General features: G+C 63.6%; 16 protein-coding genes. 5 read left to right on the forward strand and 11 right to left on the reverse strand.

Annotated elements, in window-relative coordinates:
• Positions 1 to 85 precede the first annotated feature (85 nt).
• The 4 genes from OEG81_RS05975 to radC form a co-directional block, all read right to left on the reverse strand.
• A complete protein-coding gene (locus tag OEG81_RS05975; RefSeq protein ID WP_264131791.1) occupies positions 86 to 352 on the reverse strand; it encodes a type B 50S ribosomal protein L31 in 267 nt (88 codons plus the stop codon).
• A 116-nt stretch (positions 353 to 468) separates the two neighbouring features.
• Complete coding sequence (kynA, locus tag OEG81_RS05980; RefSeq protein WP_264131792.1) at positions 469 to 1,326, reverse strand: tryptophan 2,3-dioxygenase; 858 nt, start codon at positions 1,324 to 1,326, stop codon at positions 469 to 471.
• A gap of 12 nt (positions 1,327 to 1,338) precedes the next feature.
• On the reverse strand, positions 1,339 to 1,977 hold the full coding sequence (gene kynB / locus OEG81_RS05985; protein WP_264131793.1) for an arylformamidase: 639 nt from the start codon (positions 1,975 to 1,977) through the stop codon (positions 1,339 to 1,341).
• A gap of 116 nt (positions 1,978 to 2,093) precedes the next feature.
• Complete coding sequence (radC, locus tag OEG81_RS05990) at positions 2,094 to 2,771, reverse strand: RadC family protein (RefSeq protein WP_264131794.1); 678 nt, start codon at positions 2,769 to 2,771, stop codon at positions 2,094 to 2,096.
• 245 nt (positions 2,772 to 3,016) lie between these two features.
• Here radC and OEG81_RS05995 point away from each other — a divergent pair, with 245 nt between their 5' ends.
• From OEG81_RS05995 to maiA, 3 genes are read left to right on the forward strand one after another with little or no spacing between them, the layout of a single operon-like run.
• The gene (locus OEG81_RS05995; RefSeq protein ID WP_264131795.1) at positions 3,017 to 3,493 is read left to right on the forward strand and encodes an FKBP-type peptidyl-prolyl cis-trans isomerase; all 477 of its coding nucleotides are present in this window, start codon (positions 3,017 to 3,019) and stop codon (positions 3,491 to 3,493) included.
• The gene (gene ispH, locus OEG81_RS06000) at positions 3,493 to 4,461 is read left to right on the forward strand and encodes a 4-hydroxy-3-methylbut-2-enyl diphosphate reductase (RefSeq protein ID WP_264131796.1); all 969 of its coding nucleotides are present in this window, start codon (positions 3,493 to 3,495) and stop codon (positions 4,459 to 4,461) included. Before OEG81_RS05995 ends, ispH begins: the two co-directional genes overlap by 1 nt.
• On the forward strand, positions 4,458 to 5,102 hold the full coding sequence (gene maiA / locus OEG81_RS06005) for a maleylacetoacetate isomerase (protein WP_264131797.1): 645 nt from the start codon (positions 4,458 to 4,460) through the stop codon (positions 5,100 to 5,102). Before ispH ends, maiA begins: the two co-directional genes overlap by 4 nt.
• Positions 5,103 to 5,186: 84 nt before the next feature.
• On the opposite strand, the gene OEG81_RS06010 is transcribed toward maiA, so the two are convergent.
• The gene (locus OEG81_RS06010; RefSeq protein ID WP_264131798.1) at positions 5,187 to 5,786 is read right to left on the reverse strand and encodes a 2-hydroxychromene-2-carboxylate isomerase; all 600 of its coding nucleotides are present in this window, start codon (positions 5,784 to 5,786) and stop codon (positions 5,187 to 5,189) included.
• Positions 5,787 to 5,991: 205 nt separating this feature from the next.
• Here OEG81_RS06010 and OEG81_RS06015 point away from each other — a divergent pair, with 205 nt between their 5' ends.
• The gene (locus OEG81_RS06015; protein ID WP_264131799.1) at positions 5,992 to 7,425 is read left to right on the forward strand and encodes a YdgA family protein; all 1,434 of its coding nucleotides are present in this window, start codon (positions 5,992 to 5,994) and stop codon (positions 7,423 to 7,425) included.
• A 292-nt stretch (positions 7,426 to 7,717) separates the two neighbouring features.
• A complete protein-coding gene (locus OEG81_RS06020) occupies positions 7,718 to 9,847 on the forward strand; it encodes a methyl-accepting chemotaxis protein (RefSeq protein WP_317135371.1) in 2,130 nt (709 codons plus the stop codon).
• 32 nt (positions 9,848 to 9,879) lie between these two features.
• Here the strand turns inward: OEG81_RS06020 and OEG81_RS06025 are convergent, their stop codons facing one another.
• From OEG81_RS06025 to OEG81_RS06050, 6 genes are all read right to left on the reverse strand, one after another.
• Entirely contained in the window at positions 9,880 to 10,257 is a 378-nt protein-coding gene (locus tag OEG81_RS06025; RefSeq protein WP_264131800.1) for a DUF4168 domain-containing protein, read from the reverse strand.
• A gap of 252 nt (positions 10,258 to 10,509) precedes the next feature.
• Positions 10,510 to 11,052 (reverse strand): hypothetical protein, encoded by a 543-nt coding sequence (locus OEG81_RS06030; protein ID WP_264131801.1) that lies wholly within the window; start codon positions 11,050 to 11,052, stop codon positions 10,510 to 10,512.
• Positions 11,053 to 11,137: 85 nt separating this feature from the next.
• The gene (locus OEG81_RS06035; protein WP_264132500.1) at positions 11,138 to 11,581 is read right to left on the reverse strand and encodes a YkgJ family cysteine cluster protein; all 444 of its coding nucleotides are present in this window, start codon (positions 11,579 to 11,581) and stop codon (positions 11,138 to 11,140) included.
• Positions 11,582 to 11,781: 200 nt separating this feature from the next.
• Complete coding sequence (locus OEG81_RS06040; protein WP_264131802.1) at positions 11,782 to 12,276, reverse strand: hypothetical protein; 495 nt, start codon at positions 12,274 to 12,276, stop codon at positions 11,782 to 11,784.
• Positions 12,277 to 12,401: 125 nt separating this feature from the next.
• A complete protein-coding gene (gene acnA, locus OEG81_RS06045) occupies positions 12,402 to 15,026 on the reverse strand; it encodes an aconitate hydratase AcnA (RefSeq protein WP_264131803.1) in 2,625 nt (874 codons plus the stop codon).
• A gap of 48 nt (positions 15,027 to 15,074) precedes the next feature.
• Complete coding sequence (locus OEG81_RS06050; protein WP_264131804.1) at positions 15,075 to 16,076, reverse strand: Bug family tripartite tricarboxylate transporter substrate binding protein; 1,002 nt, start codon at positions 16,074 to 16,076, stop codon at positions 15,075 to 15,077.
• Positions 16,077 to 16,125: the final 49 nt, after the last annotated feature.

A 16,125-nucleotide genomic window follows, 5' to 3' on the forward strand; every position in this document is an offset into this window, starting at 1 on the left:
GCGCTTAGGGTGAGGATGAGCGTATCTTAAATTAAAAAGGCAGCCATGAGGCTGCCTTGCATACGCGGGGCTGAAGCCCGAAAGCTTACGAAGCCTTGCGCGTGGTGCCGGTGGTGCGGGCGAAACGGGCGCGGAATTTTTCGACGCGGCCGGTTTCAACGATGCGCGTTTGCGCGCCGGTGTAGAACGGGTGCGATTCCGAGGTTACGTCGCACTTGAACAAGGGGTAGGTTTTACCGTCGAGTTCAATGGTTTCGCGGCTGTTGAGCGTGGAACGCGAAACGAACTTCGTGCCCGTCTGTTGATCCAGAAACACCACTTCGCGGTATTCGGGGTGGATGCCTTCTTTCATGATCGAGATTCCTGTTTTTTCCAATAAAATCGGGTCGCCAGCTAGGCGTGTGCGGCTGCCTGCCATGCCGCCAACCACTAGCCACGTATCCAAGGTAACTAGCCATTCTAGCGTATTTATAAGTCGGTGCGCAACTTCCAAAGCTCTGGAAACAGCACCACATCCAGCATTTTACGCAGGTAGGACACGCCCGACGTGCCGCCCGTGCCGCGCTTGAAGCCGATGATGCGCTCCACGGTGGTGACGTGGCGGAATCGCCACAGGCGGAAGGCGTCTTCCAGGTCGGTCAGCTTTTCGCCCAGTTGATACAGGTCCCAGTGCTGCTCGGGATGGCGGTAGACGGTCAGCCAGGCCTGCTCCACGTCGGGGCTGGCCGAATAGGCCTGCGTCCAGTCGCGGTCGAGATACTCGGCCGGAATGGCCAGGCCCTGGCGATGCAGGGCGCGCAGGGCTTCGTCGTACAGCGACGGCGCTTCGTAGGCCTGCCGCACCTGCGCCAGCAGATCGGCCCGGTGCGCATGCGGCCGCAGCATGGCGGCATTCTTGTTGCCCAGCGCGAACTCGATCTGCCGGTACTGGTAGCTTTGGAAGCCGCTGGATTGGGCCAGGTAGGGCCGCAGGGCGGAGTATTCCGGCGGCGTCATGGTGGCCAGGACGTCCCAGGCGTGCACCAGCTGTTCCATGATCTTGCTGACCCGGGCCAGCATCTTGAAGCAGGGCTGCAGGCGATCGGCGGCCAGGTTCTGCCTGGCGGCGCGCAATTCATGCAGCATGAGCTTCATCCAGAGCTCGCTGGTCTGGTGCTGGATGATGAACAGCATTTCATTGTGCTCGGGCGACAAGGGATGCTGCGCGCTGAGCAGGGCGTCCAGGTGCAGATAGTCGCCGTAGCTCATGTCACGGGAAAAATCGAGTTGGGCTTTCTCTTCCTGGACGATGGTATGGCCATCAGGTTCGTGGTGAGGTTTGCTCATGTCTTGGACGACTCAATACGTTGCCGGCAGGCGGCGCAGGACGGCCCGCACGGGGCTGGCGTCGGCGTCGGCCAGCGCCAGGGGAAGGGCGATAAGCTCGTAGTCGCCGGCGGCGACCTGGTCCAGGACCAGGTTTTCGAGCACGCGGATATCGTGTTTCAGTATGGTTTGATGGCTATCCAGTGTCTTGCTGTTGGCCGGGTCGATGCTGGGGGTGTCCAGTCCGATGAGCAGGACGCCGCGCCGGGCAAGGAATTCGATGGCCTCGGGGGCGAAGGCGGCGAAGTCGTCGCTCCAGGCGGTGACGTTGGCCTGTGCGCACGTGCGTACCAGTATGCGCGGCGGGGCTTGATCCAGGAAGGGCAGCAGGTCTTCGGCGGCGATCAGGGCCCGCCCGTGCAGCACGTGGATGACGCGGCAGGGCCCCAGGAAGGGCTCCAGCCCAAGCTGGCCGATGGCGGCCCCCCGGTTGCTGTAATGCAAAGGGGCGTCGGCGTGGGCGCCGACATGCGGCGACAGCGTGATCTGGCTGACGTTGACCGGACAGTGCGGGCCGATGGTGGCGTTCCATTTCCGGCTGTACGGCGTGTCTCCGGGAAAGACCGGGGATTGCGCCGAAACCGGCGGCGAGATATCCCATAGCTGTTGCATGATGATGAACCTGATTCGGCGCTGCGCCTGGGGGCGGCACGCGGCCTTGGCTGGAATTTAATTGAAGCTTATACGATTTATTTTTTTCATGTCAGTGATTTTTTCGGTTCGAGGGATCAGACTTGCCCCCGCTCGGCCAGCGACACGGCGCCCGACCGCGTAACGATAAGATGATCCAGCAGGCGGATGTCCACCAGCGCCAAGGCATGCTTCAGGTGGCGGGTAAGCGCCAGGTCGGCTTCGCTGGGCTCGGCAATACCCGAGGGATGATTGTGGGCCAGAATGAGTGCCGCGGCGTGGTGCTTGAGGCCCGCCTTGATGACTTCCCTTGGGTACACCGAAGCCTGCGTCAGGGTGCCGCGCGAGATTTCCTCGGCGGTGATCAGGCGGAACTGGCTGTCCAGATACAACGCCATGCAATGTTCCACTTGCAGATGGCCCAGCGTGGCGGTGCAGTAATGCTTGACCCGTTGCGGCTGGTCCAGCGCCTGGCCGGCCTTCAGGTCTTCTTCCAGGGCGCGGCGGTTCAGTTCGTTGATGGCGAGAAGCTCGCAGGTCTTGGCCATGCCCAGGCCGGGCAGGGCCAGCAGGGTTTGGGCGTCGGCCGAAAGCAGGGCGCGCAGCCCGCCGAACCGTTCCATCAGGCTGCGCCCCAGGCTGACGGCGTCGCGGCCCTTGATGCCGGTGCGCAGGATGATGGCCAGCAGTTCAGGCGAGGTCAATACCTGCGCGCCATGGGCCAGCAGGCGTTCGCGAGGACGCTCGGACTGGAGGTCGGTGGAATGACGGGTCATGAAAGGCCTGGAAAGACATAGGAAATTGCCTCTAGCGTGACAGGTTTTAGTGCGCTCTCTCGATTGAAATCGGCCTTTTGTCCGTCTGGACTTTTACGGATGGCCGGGATGTCCCGGAAACCGAAAAGCGGCTGGATGTGGCCCGGCGGGCGTCCATGCATCCGCAACGCTTGCCGCGCCGCGGATGCGCGCCGCGCAAGAGGCTAAAATGGTGGCATAGCAACAGTCCTCTACGGTGACAGATTTTGACCTCTACTTCCGATCCTGTGAATGCCTTTGTCCGCCCCGATTCCTACCTGACCCTGCATTACCGCATCGAGCTCAGGTCCGGTCCCGCGGCGGGATCCGTGTTCGCCAACACCTTCGACGGCCGGCCGGCCACCCTGCAAATGGGCGCCGGCCAGTGGGCGCCCGGCATGGAGGAAGGCCTGCTGGGACGCGAGGAAGGCATGCGCTTTTCCTTCGATCTGCCCGCCGCGGGCGCTTATGGCGACCGCAATCCGGATCTGCTGCAATGGGTGTCGCGCGGCATGCTGGCCGAGCATGCCGACCCCGACCACCAATTCGAGCCGGGCGACATGGTGGAGTTCACCGCGCCCAACGGGGGGCGCTACTCGGGCGTCCTGAAGCAGTTCGGCGACGACGCCGTCCTCTTCGATTTCAACCACCCCCTGGCGGGGGCGGACCTGCACATCGAAGTTTCCTTGTTGGGGGTCTTGTAATGTCGGAACACAGTCCGGAGAGCGGCATGGAAGTCGTTCTGGCGCAGCCCAGGGGCTTCTGCGCCGGCGTCGACCGCGCCATCGACATCGTCGAGCGGGCGCTGGAACTGCATGGCGCACCCATCTATGTGCGGCATGAAATCGTCCATAACCGCTATGTGGTCCAGGACCTGAAGCAAAAGGGCGCGATATTCATCGACGAGCTGCACGAGGCGCCTGCGGGCGCCATCGTGGTGTTTTCGGCGCATGGCGTTGCCAAGGCCGTGCGGGCGGAGGCCGAGGAAATGGGCCTGAAGGTGTTCGACGCCACCTGCCCGCTGGTGACCAAGGTGCACATCGAAGTGGCGCGCATGCGTGCGGCGGGGCGCGAGATCATCATGATAGGCCACCGCGGCCACCCCGAGGTCGAAGGCACGCTGGGCCAGGCCGACGCCGGCATGTATCTGGTTGAAACGCCCGAAGACGTCGCCGCCCTGCAGGTGCGCGACCCCGACAACCTGGCCTTCGTCACCCAGACGACCCTGTCGGTCGACGATGCGGCGGTGGTTGCCCAGGCGCTGCGCACGCGGTTTCCTTCCATCATCGAGCCCAAGAAAAGCGATATCTGCTACGCCACGCAAAATCGCCAGGATGCCGTCAAGATCATGGCTCCGGAATGCGACCTGGTCCTGGTCGTGGGCAGCCCGAACAGCTCGAACTCCAACCGTTTGCGCGAAGTGGCCGAGCGCAAGGGCGCGGCGGCCTATCTGATCGACACGCCCGACATGATCGATCCCGCCTGGCTGGCCCGGGCCAGGCGCGTCGGCGTCACCGCGGGCGCATCGGCGCCCGACGTCCTGGTGCATCAGGTGATCGCCCGCCTTAAGGAATTGGGCGCCATTTCCGTGCGCACGCTGGACGGCACGCCCGAGAACGTCTCCTTCCCCCTGCCCAAAGAGCTATCCCGAAAAATCAAGGACACGCCATGAAGCTGTACAGCTACTTCCGCAGTTCCGCCGCCTACCGCGTACGCATAGCCCTGAACCTGAAGGGCCTGGCCTACGAGACGGTGCCCGTGCATTTGCTGAAGGACGGCGGGCAGCAGTTGTCCGATAGCTATCGTTCGCTGAATCCCACTGCCCTCGTGCCCACGCTGGTCGACGGAGACCTGGCGGTGGGCCAGTCCATGGCCATCCTGGAATACCTGGAGGAAACCCATCCGGCACCGACCTTGCTGCCCGCCGACGCCAAGGGACGGGCCCGCGTGCGTGCCATCGCGCAAACCATTGCCTGCGATATCCATCCCTTGAACAACCTGCGCGTGCTCAAGTACCTGAAGCACGAGATGGGTGTGGGCGAAGAAGCCAAGAACGAATGGTACAGGCATTGGATTGCGCAAGGCCTGTCGGCGCTGGAGGCGATGCTGGCCGCCAGCCCCGAAACCGGCCGCTATTGCCATGGCGATCAGCCCACCTTCGCAGACCTGTGCCTGGTGCCCCAATTGTTCAATGCGCGCCGCTTCGGCTGCGACGAAAGCGCCTACCCGACTATCGTGCGCATCGACGCGGAATGCGCCGGCCTTGCCGCATTCCAGCAGGCCGCTCCGGCGAATCAGCCCGACAGCGAATAGCAGCCTGGCGGCGGGCCCTGAAGGGGCCGTAGGCTTCGGAGCCGGACATGCGGGTCAAGCGGCCGGCCTGCCCCTGCCGCGTTCTCAGGCTTGGCTGCGCAGCCACCTGCGGATGTGGTCGAATCGGTCGAAGCCCCAGAAGGGCTCGCCGTCGACGAAGATGAATGGCGAACCGAATACGCCGCGCTCCATGGCCCCGGCCACCGATTCTTTCAGCAGGTCCTTGATTTCTTCCTGGGCGATGCCCTTGGCCAGGTCGGACGCATCGATGCCTTGCTCCGCCGCCAGATCCAGCACCGTCCCGGCCTCGCCGATGTTCCGTCCTTCCGAAAAATACGCGCGATACAGCCGCTTGATGAAATCGGCCGCCTTTTCGGGCGCCTTGCGCTGCACGTACAGGACGGCGCGCGCGGCCGCCACCGTGCCGATGGGGAAGGCCCTGGGCTGCGAATAAGGAATGCCGAACAGCTTTGCGCTACGCTCGAAGTCATGCAGCGCGTATTTCCCTTTCAGGGGGATCTCGACCAGCGGCGCGGAACTCATCGCCTTGAACATGGGGCCCAGCAATATGGGATGCCAGTCGACCTGGCGATCGAACTCGGCGGCCAGGGCCTCGATTTGCGTGCTGGCCAGATAGCCGTAAGGCGAGGAAAAATCAAAATAGAATTGGAAATTCGCGCTCATGGGTGATTTGGTTCTTGTCGGTTTAGCCAAGGGTCGGACTGCGTTTTGTATGGTAGGCAGGTTTCGTCCGGCATGCAATGCAAAGGCCGTTTCGCCGCCGCGCTTTCATGTTTAAATGGCTGGAGTGCCGTTCGATTGATTCGCATTTGAATGCGTGAACCCATCGGGCGGCGCACCGGATCGGCTTTCAGCATACAAGGTAAAAATGAAGAAAAGTACAGGGGTGATCGGCGTTGTGGTGGTCCTGGGCGCCGCCTATCTGGGCGCCACATGGTACGTGGGAAAAGAAGCTCGGAAAACCATCGAAGAGGCCGTGGCGCAAGCCAATACACGCCTGGCCAGGTATCTGGGGCCGGACGCCGACGGAGTGAAAATCGGCATCGCCGACTACCAGCGCCGTTTTTTCTCTTCCGATGTCGTTTACACCGTTTCCTTGAAGGATCCCGACGGCAAGCCGGTCGATCTTGCGCTGCATGATCATCTGCAGCATGGCCCCTTCCCGCTTGGCGCCTTGCAAGAGGGCCATCTGGCGCCGCTGCTGGCTTATAGTCGGGCCCGGCTTGCCGCCACGCCCGCCACACAGGCCTGGATCGACAGCCAGAAGGGCGGTTCGCCCCTGACGGTGGATACGCGCGTCGGCTTTGGCGGCAGCGGCCATTCGGTTTGGACCTTCTCGCCCACGGAACTCATCGAGGACGGCGATACGCTCAATTTCAGCGGCGGTACGGTGGACATCGATTTCAGCAAGAATTTCAACAGCGGCTCGGCCGCGGGGCAATTCGATGCCTTCTCGCTGGCCAATGCGCAAACCGGCGAAAGCCTGCACATCAAGAACATCCGCCTGGACAGTAAGACCGATGTCGCGGACGGAAACAAAATGCATGTGCAAAGCAGCGCCACGGTCGACACCCTGACCATGGACAAAGCCGGGGACGAGGCGGTGGCGATCGAAAAGCTGACCGTCAAGCTGGACAACGTGCAGGCCGGCGACATGCTGGATGGCTCGCTGCATTACGATTTCGGCCGCGTCGCCGTGGGGCCTGTCGATCTGGGCAGCCTGTCGCTGGGCGTCAGGGCCAATCGCCTGGATCTGGCGGCGCTGGCCGCCCTGGCCAAGGAATACGATGCCATCCAGGCCAGGCATGGCGGGCAGGGCGATCAGGATCTCATGCTTAGCGACGAGGAAGAGCAGGCGCTGCGCGAAAAACTGATGGCCGTACTGGCCAGCGATCCTTCGGTTGCCATCGAGCAACTGCTCTGGAAAAACGACGACGGGCAAAGCAAGGCCAGCCTGCAGGTCGACTTTACCCGTCCGGCCGATGCCGGCCAGGGCGATGCCGATGTGCTGCTTGCCCAGGCGCTGAAGCAGGTCCGGCTGGATTTCAGCCTGGCCAAGCCCATGTTCATCCGGGTCTTCGGACAGGCCCAGGCCGATCCGCAGCAGCGCTTGCAGATGGAAATGATGGGGGCCATGATTTACGACCAGTACATGGCGCGTCTGCGCGACGCCGGCCTGGTCCAGGTCGATGGCGACACCACGGCCGCCTCCGTCCTGTACGAAAACGACAGCGTCACCGTCAACGGACAAGCCATGTCGGCGGCGGAGTTCATGCAGCGCGTCCTGAGCGTGGCCATGTAAGCATCTTGCTCAAGAGCCGGCATCCGCCGTTCAACGGCCCCGAAGACTGAATCTGCCTCCAGGGTTCCGGGGCCGTTTTTGCATCCGCGCCGCCTGCGCGTCTATACGTAAACACCAATACACAATTCCTTGAAATATGCATAATGTAAGTCAATGCATCTTTTCGGGTCTGCGTGTATCGCTGCAGCATTCGCGGCTTTCGGGAAACCACCTAAGCCGCAGCCCGTAAAGATCCGTCGTGCCAAGACGTTAAACCGATCATAAGAAGCATAGGCTACATAAAAAAGGGGCCATGATGGAGACAACAACACGCGTTCGTTCCGAAGGCGCGTCGACGGGCGGTGGGTGGCTTGCGCGGCGTTCCCTGGCAATCAAGCTGTTTCTGGCCACGTCGGCCGTAACCGTCATCGTCATGGCCGCCATCGCGGCCGTCATGGCCTGGCAAAGCCGCAATACGGCTGTCGAAACCGTAGAGCGCGAAATGACCTCCGCCCTGCATGGCGTGCACCAATCCCTGCAACTGGTCTTCGCCAGCGCCAGCGACCGGGGCCGGCAGCTGATACCCGTCCTGCAGCGCGAACTGGGCGGCATCCCGGTGCTGGACGGCAACACGACCGACACCGACGAAGGCGGGGCCGTGCCGCTGCTGGTGGTCGAGGACCACATCGTCAACGGCGACGTCGACACCTTGATGCGCATCAACGAAAACACCGGCGCCGATCCCGCCGTCATCGTGCGGTCCGGCGATAAATGGGTGCGCGCGGCGACCTTGTTGCGCGATGCGCAGGGTAATGTGCGGCTGGGCAGCGCGATCGAGCCCAACGACCTGCTGGCCAGGACCCTGGACGGCGGCCAGCCCTATAGCGGCGTGGTCCAGCGCAATGGGAAATGGTATGCCATGAGCATCCAGCCGCTCAAGGACGAGTCCGGCACCGTCTACGGCGGCTTTTCCGTGCGTGTCGACGTCGACGAGCAGGTCGGCAATCTGCTGGACTGGATATCCAAGGTCAGGGTGGCCGACCATGGCGTTCTGGGCGTGCTGCGACGCAGCGCCGACGGCAAGGACTGGGTTCGGGTCGCGGGCGCCAACGGCAAGGCCGGCGCTCCGCTCAGCACCGAAATGCCGGCGGCCGACGTCGCCGCCCTGGAAGCCCTGTACAAGAACGACAGCGGCTTCGCCCAGGTCGAGCTGGGCGACGGACAGGCGGCCGGCTCTCGATTCGTGGCCTGGGATACGGTCCCGGGTTGGGACTGGCTGATGTACGGCATGGGCGATCGTGGCGAGTTCCTGATGCAAAGTCACATCTATCTGGCGTACCAGATGGGGCTGATGCTGATCGGAACCTTGCTGATCTCCTTGCTGGTGGGCTGGCTGGCGGCCAGGACCCTGCGCCCCGTCCGGCAGGTCATCGATGGCATGGAAAAGCTCGGCCAGGGCGACCTGACCGTCCGCATTCCGCAGGTGCCGCCGCACAGCAAGAACGAAGTCCATGTGCTGTTCAACAACGTCCGGCGAACGCAGCAGTCTCTGTCGCGCACCATCGCCGCCGTGCGTGCCGGCGTCGATGAAATCAATATCGGTTCCACCGAGATCGCCGCCGGCAACACCGACCTGTCCAGCCGCACCGAAGAGCAGGCGGCGTCGCTGCAGCAAACCGCCGCCAGCATGGAAGAACTGGCCGCAACGGTCAAGCAGAATACCGAGCACGCGCGTCAGGCCAACACGCTGGCCACCAACGCGTCGGCGGTCGCCCAGCGCGGCGAACAAGCCGTTACCGACGTGGTGCACACCATGCAGCGCATTTCGGGCAGTTCCGGCAAGATCGGCGAGATCGTCGGCGTGATCGACAGCATCGCTTTCCAGACCAACATCCTGGCCTTGAATGCCGCCGTCGAGGCGGCGCGGGCCGGCGAACAGGGACGCGGCTTCGCCGTGGTGGCGTCCGAAGTGCGCTCGCTGGCGCAGCGCAGCGCTGAAGCAGCCAAGGAAATCAAGAAGCTTATCGAAGCATCGATCTCCGAGGTGGCCGACGGCGCCAGGCAGGTGGAAGGCGCGGGCGACACCATGCAGGAATTGCTTGCCTCGGTGCAGCGCGTGACCGAAATCATGAAAGAAATCTCGGCCGCCTCCGAAGAGCAGTCCACCGGCATCGACCAGGTCAATCTGGCTGTGGCGCAAATGGACGAGGTCACCCAGCAGAACGCCGCGCTGGTCGAACAGGCCGCCGCCGCGGCGGGCTCACTGCAGGATCAGGCCCGGCAACTGGCCGACGCGGTGTCGGTCTTCAAGATACCCGACAATCCCGGCGTCGTGCTCGACATGCAAGAGGCCGGGCGGAACACGCTGGCTACTCCGCCTGAGTCCCAGCCCGAATCGCCCGCGGCCGATATGCTTCAGGGGCCGACCTTGCGCCTGGCCTGATTTCCAGGGCCCGAGGCGCGGGCCCGGGCGCTCTATTCGACCATTTTCTGAACGCGCTGCACCAGCTTGGGATCCTGTTGCAGCGCCTGGTTGATGCCGTTGAACTGATCGACGGTCATGCCTTCGTCATGCACGGCCTTGACCATTTTCCCGTCGGCCTCTTCAAATACTTTCTTCTTTTCTGCCTCGCCCTGCGTGGCCTGCAGCTTGGGCGTGTATTCCTGGGAAATCATCGCGACCTTCTGCGAGGCGCTGACGAAGCGTTCCAGCTGCGCATCGGAATAGTCGGGGGTCGGCACGGTCATGGGCGCATTGGGGCCCGGCGCGGGGGTCTGTTGCTGTTGCGCCATGGCGGCTCCGCTTAGCGCAAGCAATCCTGCTGAAATGGCGATGGTGATGCGTTTATGCATGCGATCTCCTTCAATCTACGGTCTGTGAGTTTTCATCATGACAACAACTGAGGGGATTTCAAGCATATCCTGTGGAAAGACATCTCCAGGGGAAACCTGTCGTTACCGGAGCCTGGGTATTCGCTGACCAAACGTCGGAATTCGGCGTATTTATTACGTTTCAGCAACATGCGCGGGAGTTGTGCGCAGGCTTATTCACAGTCTGTGTGGATAAGCCGGGGGCGCTTTGCGGCCGCCCCCGGGAGCGCAGGGTCAGAAGTTCTGCTTGATGATGGCTTCGAATGCGTTTTCCGCCGACATTCCGTTGCGCATCAGGTCGCTGATCTGCTGCGAGTAGCGGGTGATGCCTTCGGGAAGGTATTCGCGATTGGCCTTGAAGTAGGCGTACTTGTCGCGTTCGACTTCATCCACCGCGGCGGCGGCCGCCGCCGGCGCGCTGCGGGAGGCGCCGCCGCTGGCGCCGGACCGCCGGACAACGGTCGATGCCCGGCTGCCTGCCGGCTTCTTGCCGCCGCCGTTCATCGCCGTCCGTATCGCTTCCAGCGAAAACTCGGACGTCAATTGCTCGCCCACATTGCCATCCTCGTTCAGGCGCAGCAAGAGATGCTTGGAATCGAATCCCATCTTGCGGTTCGACGTGCTGATGACCTGATAATTGGGGCGGGCTGATTTGTTCGGCTGCTCGAACTGCACCCGGTCTCCGTAGGCTTCCATCTTGCCCAGGACTTCCTTCAGGAACTCCGGCGCGAGCGAGTCCAGCTCGCCGTTCCAGCGTTTACTTCGTTTAGTGCTCAAAATGCATTACTTCCAAAAATGTTGTCTGAATCCGGCCAAGCGATTTGAAAACGGAATGGCCGGAATCCGGAATTGTACGCGCGCGCTATGCCGCCACGTCGCCGCGGCGGGGTGGCGTGTTGGTGGGGTTCTGGTCGCCGTCGTCGTCCGAGCGATGCGGCAGGGGCGGCAGGCCTATGGCCTTGCGCAGCCGTTGGCAATCCGGATTGGGCGAGCCGTCTTCCATCCAGGCGGGGAACTCGCGGCAGGGCGATGGGCGCTGTTCGTAGATGGCGCAGTGGATGCCTTCCTGGCCCAGTTCCCCGCGCAGCGCAATGCAGCGTTGCCCGCCGTATTCGGTGCCCTTCATGCAGCCGCGCAGCGGGCTGACCTGGCTGACCAGTTCGGGCGGCACGGTGCCGCCGCTCTCGCCGGCGATTTCGCCGCAATAGAAGGAAACGCGAAAGTGCGCGCAGCAGGCGCCACAGCTGAGACAGGGGTTGGACGCGGCGCCATCGTTGGCCGCTCCTTGCCGCCGCAAGGCCTTCACTGAGGGAAGAGGGTGTGCCTGGACGCCGGAAGCGGCGGTGATGGTCGTTCCGGCCAGACTGAACCGGGCATCGCCGATGCCGGAAACAGGTGCGCGCGCAGGGCCTTTGCGCTTATCGGTCATGATGGGACGGTGTACGAGTGCAAGCGTGATGGATTCACGCATCATGCAGATCGTGACTATACTGGAATTTCGGGAAATCAGCCGCGCAGCATGGCAAGCAGCGTAGCCCTGTATTCGCGGAACAACACCATGTAGCCGTCCATTCCCGGCACAAGGCTCTTGAGCAGATCCAATATGGATTCCAGTATGGTATCGACCTGATCCGTCATGTTGATGACGCGCGGCCAGTATGCACCTTCGTCGCCCGGCGATTGTTCAAGCTGCGCCAGCGTGCGCAGCTTCAGGTATTGGGGTTGCCCCGTCAGGCCCGCCCGTCGCAGGGCGTCGGGATCGGCTTCATCCACCGCTCGATGCAATTGCTCGAAGCGCCCCTGGACATACTCCTGGAAAACGCCCAGTGCATCCCCGCGCAACTCGGCGAATATCGGGGGCGGGATGTCCGGACGAGGCTGATCCAGCCGCAGCTCGTTATTCAGCAAATCATGCAGGAAGCGCCGCGCCGCCTTCAGGAAGTCGTGAAGCTGGGCGGCGTCGGGGGCCTCATTGGTGGCTATCTCCGTGAAATAGGGCATCGCTATTCCTTATCGTTATGGTGCGATGCCATCGTAGGCCGGGCGCAAGCGGCTGGGTATCAGCCGCTTGCCGGTATGCGAATGGTGGAGATCACGTGTCTGCCCATGGGCGGGCAACTGAGGCGCTAGGCGGCGCCTTTGACGGAGCGGTCCAGTATCATCGGCATGACGCCTCCGATGCGCAGGAAGTCCCGTTCCAGCATGGTTTCAACGGCGGCGGTCGCAGCGATGGTTTCGGTCCGGCCATCGACCCGGCGCAGCAGGACTTGGACAGCGCAGCGCGGCGCAAGGGTTTCCGGGTCCAGGTCCAGCTCCACCGTATCGCCGGGCATCAGGCGCAGCGACCCTTCCGACAGCGAGTGAGGCAGCCTGATCGGGACGACGCCCATGCCGATGAGGTTGGAGCGATGTATGCGTTCGAAGCTCAGCGCCAGCACGGCGCGTACTCCAAGCAGGCGCAAGACCTTGGCGGCCCAGTCGCGCGAAGACCCCGTGCCGTAGCGTTCTCCGGCAATCAACACCGTGGACTGGCCGGCCTGCCGGTAAAGGTCGGCAACCTCGTGCAGCGGCCGCATCTGGCCGCTTGGACTGTGCAGCGTATGGCCCACCGGACATGATGGACACAGCAGGTTCTTCAGAGCGCGGCTATGGAAGGCGCCGCGCAGCATGACTTTCCAGTTGCCCCGGCGCGCCGCGAAGACATTCAGGTCACGGCGGTCTTCGCCCCGGTCCGCCAGATAGTCGGCCACGAAGCTGTTTGACGGTATGGCGCTGGCGGGCGAAATATGATCGGTGGTCACGTCGTCGCCCACGATCATCAAAGGGTAGGCCGTATAGCGCCCCAGGAGGCTTTGATCGCGCATGGCGGCAAAGGGAGGCGGCTGCAGGTAGTTCGAGTCCTCGTTCCAGGGAAAAAGCACGCCTTGCGGCGCTTCCAGGTGATCCCACAAGGGATTGTGCGAGGCGTGCCGGAATGCGGATGCGTAATCCGCGGGATCCTGGGAAAGCCGCAGCGCGTCGGACACCTCTTGTTCGGAAGGCCATATGTCCTTCAGGTGGATTTCCCGCCCGTCATCGGTGACCTGCACGGCTTGCTCGCGCAGGTCGACCCTGGCGTCGCCGTGCAGCGCGAAGGCCACGACCAGCGCGGGGGACATCAGGAAGCCCAGGTCCAGGTCCGGATGGACGCGCCCCGGGAAGTTGCGGTTGCCCGACAGGATGGCGACGGGCCTGGCCTGGTTCAGTTCCATGGCCTGCTGCACCGCCGGAAGCAGTTGTCCCGAGTTTCCGATGCAGGTGGTACAGCCATAGCCGACGATGTCGAAGCCCAGCGCATGCAGGTCGGGCAACAGGCCGGCCCGCTCCAGATACCGGGCGGCGGCCGGCGATCCCGGCGCCAGCGATGTCTTGACCCAGCCGGGCACCTTCAGGCCTTGCTGGCGCGCTTTTCGCGCCAGCAGGCCGGCGGCGATCAGCAGGCGGGGATCCGAGGTGTTGGTGCAGCTGGTGATGGCCGCCAGTCCCACGGGATATCTGGGCAGGCCCGGTGCCGCGTCGGGGGCGAACTCGTGTTCGATTTCGTCCAGCGCCCGGGCGGTCCCGGAGTAATCGCGGCGATCCTGCGGGCGCCGGGGGCCCGCGACGGAAATGCCGATATCCCCCAGGTCGATTTCTATGGCCTGCGTACATCGGGGCCGGCGCTCGGGATCGAACCACAAGCCCATTTGCCTGACATAGCTTTCCACCTGCCGGATGTGCGTTTCGCTTCGGCCGGTCATGCGCAGGTAATCCAGCGTATTCCCGTCGACGGCGAAATAGCCTGTGGTCGCGCCGTACTCGGGCGCCATGTTGGCGATCACGGCGCGGTCGCCGGCGCTCAGGGTGGAGACGCCCGGGCCATGGAACTCGACGAATTCGCCCGCCACGCCCAGCTGGCGCAAGCGCTCGGTGACCGTCAGGGCGATGTCGGTGGCTTGCGTCACCTCGTTCCGGGTGCCGACCAGGCGCACGCCGATGACGTCGGGAATGCGCAGCATGGTGGGCATGCCGAACATCACGGTCTGTGCTTCCAGGCCGCCCACGCCCCAGCCCAGCACGCCGATGCCGTTGATCATGGGGGTGTGGCTGTCGGTGCCCAGCAGCATGTCGGGGAAGATCCATGCATCGCCGTCCTTTTGCTGCGTGGCCACCACGGTGGCCAACTGCTCCAGGTTGATGGTATGCATGATGCCGGTGCCGGGCGGATTGATATGGACCGTGGGCAGGGCCGACGACGCCCAGCGCAGGAAGCGGTAGCGTTCCGCATTGCGCCGGATCTCGTGCTCCATGTTCCGCTCCACCGCATCGGCTTGGCCGAAGGCCTCGACCGCCAGCGAGTGGTCGATGGATACGTCCACCGGCAGGGAGGGCGTAAGCACGGAGGGGTCGGCGCCTTCGCGCGCCAGGTAATCGCGCATGGCCGCGATATCGACCAGCGCCGGCGTGCTGGTCGTATCGTGCATCAGCACCCGGTTCGGCAGGAAGGGCACCTCGGCGGTGCTGCGGCCCTGATCCAGCCAGCCCAGTATCGCGGCCGCCGCCTGCTCGCGCTCCTCGCCCCGCGTGGTGCGCAACACGTTTTCGAGCAGCAGCAGGAGGACGGTCGGCAGGCGCGCGAGCGAGGCCTGGTCGATGCTGCCGAAGTCGACCGCCCTGTAGGCGTTCCCTTCAATGTCGAGCTGCTGCTGATAACGGGCGGGTGTGGTGTGCATGATGATGGTATGGCGGCGTGTATGGGTGGACCTGGAGCGCTGCGGCGCTTACTCGATCTTGATGCCGGCGTCCTTGATGATCCGGCCGAAGAGTTCAGACTGTTCGCTGCGGAAGGTGCCGAACTCGGCGGGGGTCATGGGCGCCGGCTGCGCACCCTGGTTTTCCAGCGTCTTGATGACCTCGGGGTCGTTCAATGCTTTCACCGTGGCCGCATTGAGCGTGTCGATGATCGCGTCGGACGTGCCGCCGGTGGTGAAGAGGCCGAACCAGTTCACCAGCACGAAATCCTTCAGGCCCGGAACGCTGCTGATGGGCGGAACATCGGGAAACGCGCTCATGGGCTTGTCCGATGAAACGCCCACGGCCTTGACCTTGCCGGCCTGTATGAAGGGCAGCAGGGCGGCGCCGCTGGCGAACGTGGCGCTGACCTGCCCGCCCGCGACATCGGCCACGGCCTGGGCCGATCCCTTGTAGGGCACGTGCAGAATCTCGGTGCCGGCCAGCTTGTTGAACAGTTCGCCCGAAATGTTCTGGATGTTGCCCATGCCGCTGGACGAGTAGGACATGTCGCGGCTGTTCTTCTTGGCGTAGTCGACGAACTCCGCCAGGTTATCGACCGGGAGCTTGTTGTTGATCGCCAGTATGTTCGGGATCTTGGCGACCAGGGATACCGGCGCCAGGTCGGTGGCCGGGTCGTAGGACATCTTCTTGTACAGGTGCGGATTGATGGCCACCTCGCCGGAGCTGGCCAGCAGCAGCGTCAGTCCGTTGGGCTTGGCGCTGGCCACGTAGCCGGCGCCTATCATGCCGCTGGCGCCGGGCTTGTTCTCGACGACGACCGATTGCTTCAGTTCGACCGCCAGGCTCTTGGCCAGGATGCGTCCGACCACGTCCACGCCGCCGCCGGCCGGAAAGGGCACGATCAGCGTGACGGGGCCGTCCGGATAGGCGCCGGACTGGGCGGGCGCCAGGCCGGGGGCGGCGGCGAGGATGCAGCCGGCCATGGCGGCTGCGAGGAGTTTGCGTTTGGCGAAATCTGTGTGTTTCATGGTTGGTTTCCCGAAATCGTTGCGATTCGATGTTGGATAGAATGTGGGG

This window comes from Pollutimonas sp. M17 (assembly GCF_025836975.1).
Classification (GTDB): Bacteria; Pseudomonadota; Gammaproteobacteria; order Burkholderiales; family Burkholderiaceae_B.